This window comes from Oleiphilus sp. HI0132 (assembly GCF_001635845.1).
Genome location: NZ_LWGJ01001793.1, coordinates 1 through 1,218 on the forward strand (window position 1 = coordinate 1; position 1,218 = coordinate 1,218).

1 protein-coding gene is annotated in these 1,218 nt (G+C 48.4%); it reads left to right on the forward strand.

Features of this window, described 5'->3' with window-relative positions; translation table 11 throughout:
* Positions 1-16: 16 nt before the first annotated feature.
* Positions 17-1,218 (forward strand): hypothetical protein (locus tag A3766_RS27240; protein WP_156509188.1); only part of this gene is annotated, 1,202 nt, incomplete at its 3' end.

Sequence of the window (1,218 nt, forward strand, 5' to 3'; positions counted from 1 at the left end):
AAAGAGGGAACAAGCTATGAATGTATTTCCTGTATTACCTAAGCTACTGAAACAAATAAAGCACGACGGTTTCTGGCAAGCAGCTATGACGCCAGCATATACAAAAACATTGATCGGAAAAATTAAGCTTATGCACCAGCGCATGAAATTTCTGTCACTTATACTTCTCTCTACACTATTCGTGAGCTCGACTCTAACGGCCGGGGAACGAGAGCAAGCTAAACGTATACATGACAGAATAGCGGGTGTGCCCCCTACTGCAAGTGTACTCGACTCTATGGCGGCGGATATTTTGGCGGGCGAAGCTAGCAATGCGGCCTATACGGCAATGGAACACACTGCTTTCTATGACGTTACGCTAAAAAACCTTGCAGCCCCCTGGACAAATGAAGCCATGTCCAGCTTTGTGCCCTTCAATGACTATATGGCAACCGTAATTGGTTTAGTACGCGATGACGCAGACTTTCGGTCAGTCCTATATAGCGACGTGCTCTATGTCGGAAATTCTTCACTTGGGCTACCAAACCCGAGCATCAGTAGCAACGCGCATTATGAAGCTCTGGAAGATGGCGGACACAGCCTAAAAGAGTATCTGATTGCCAGCACTCAGTCGGAACAATACAACATCCCTAGCGCTGCCGCTGCCGGTATCATGACCACGCGCGCATCCGCTCATGCATTCATGAAAGACGGTACCAATCGTGCACTGTTCCGTTTTACCGTGTTAAACCACTTATGCAACGATATGGAGCAACTTAACGACACCTCCTTACCACCTGACCGCGTCAGGCAAGATGTTTCGCGTAGCCCTGGTGGCGACAGCAGAATCTTCTTAAACAGCTGTGTTGGTTGTCATAACGGCATGGACCCTCTAACCCAAGCGTTTGCTTACTACGACTATGATTACAATGTTGAAAATGACCCAGAGGGTGTAAACGGCCAAATGGTCTATAACCAGGAAGGCATGACCGATGCGAGCACTGGCAGCCGCGTACAAGCAAAGTATCACATCAACGCTAACAACTTTGAGTTTGGCTATATCACGCCAGATGACAGCTGGGAGAATTACTGGCGCTCAGGAAGAAACCAGTTACTGGGATGGGATTCCACCCTCCCCGGCTCTGGAAATGGCGCTGCATCCATGGCACAAGAACTTGCACATTCCGAAGCCTTTGCCGAATGCCAAGTGAAAAAAGTTTTCCAGAATGTCTGCCTAAG